The sequence below is a fragment of the Candidatus Viridilinea mediisalina genome, from assembly GCF_002532535.1.
Taxonomy (GTDB): Bacteria; Chloroflexota; Chloroflexia; order Chloroflexales; family Chloroflexaceae; genus Viridilinea; species Viridilinea mediisalina.
This window is the reverse complement of the sequence record NZ_NQWI01000286.1, coordinates 1-1,186: the sequence shown is the minus strand read 5'-3', so window position 1 is coordinate 1,186 and position 1,186 is coordinate 1. Positions and strand designations below refer to the sequence as shown.

The window sequence follows — 1,186 nt, the reverse complement described above, 5'->3', positions numbered from 1 at the left end:
TTATTACACGTAGTTATCGTGTTATTTTATTTCTCGATTTCGGTCAATATGTCAATGAACGTTTTGCACTTGTGTTATGTGCAGTGTGATTAATTTTACTGCCTTCCAGTAAAACCATCAGTAAAAAATTGTTTTATCATAAAATTGCCTTTGCAATTTTATCTTTTTCTTGTCCAGGTCCTTAAAAACATTCCCGCTACGTTACAAAACCATCAACTATCAACTATAAACCCTAAACTTCGAACTTCGAACTTAAAACCTTGAACTTAAAAATGTAGTCCCGCGCAGATTTGAACTGCGGACCCCTACATTATCAGTGTAGTGCTCTAACCAACTGAGCTACGGGACTAAATCTCTTTATGTGAATGAATCATTTTGCTTTTTACAGTCTTTTGATTCATACATCCACCTTCTTTTTGATGCTGGTGGAGAAATGTCCTCCTTGGTAGTAACAGGTGGAAGAGTGATATATATAATAAAGATGCAATACCGCCAAATCGGGCAGTTAGTTTCGTTTAATTTGGCTGTTTCCTTTTTAGTGAGTCGTTTTTTCAAAACATGCTCCAGAAAGGAGGTGTTCCAGCCACACCTTCCGGTACGGCTACCTTGTTACGACTTAGCCCCAGTCACCAGTTTTACCCTAGGACGCTCCTTGCGGTTACATACTTCAGGTACCCCCGGCTTCCATGGCTTGACGGGCGGTGTGTACAAGGCCCGGGAACGTATTCACCGCGCCATGGCTGATGCGCGATTACTAGCGAATCCAGCTTCACGGAGTCGGGTTGCAGACTCCGATCCGAACTGAGACCGGCTTTTAAGATTCGCATCCTCTCGCGAGGTAGCGGCCCTTTGTACCGGCCATTGTAACACGTGTGTAGCCCTGGATGTAAGGGCCGTGCTGATTTGACGTCATCCCCACCTTCCTCTCGGTTTACACCGGCAGTCTTGCCAGAGTCCCCACCATTACGTGCTGGTAACTGACAATAGGGGTTGCGCTCGTTATGGGACTTAACCCGACACCTCACGGCACGAGCTGACGACAACCATGCAGCACCTTGAAAAGTGTCCGAAGAAAAACCTGTTTCCAAGTCTGTCACTTCCCATTTAAACCCAGGTAAGGTTCCTCGCGTATCATCGAATTAAACCACATGTTCCTCCGCTTGTGCGGGCCCCCGTCAATTCCTTT

1 tRNA gene and 1 rRNA gene are annotated in these 1,186 nt (G+C 45.6%); both read right to left on the bottom strand.

Going from position 1 to position 1,186, the window contains the following annotated elements:
• Positions 1-275: 275 nt before the first annotated feature.
• Positions 276-349 (bottom strand) — tRNA-Ile (locus CJ255_RS25175).
• Between the two features lie 218 nt (positions 350-567).
• Positions 568-1,186 (bottom strand): 16S ribosomal RNA (locus tag CJ255_RS25170); the annotation flags it as partial.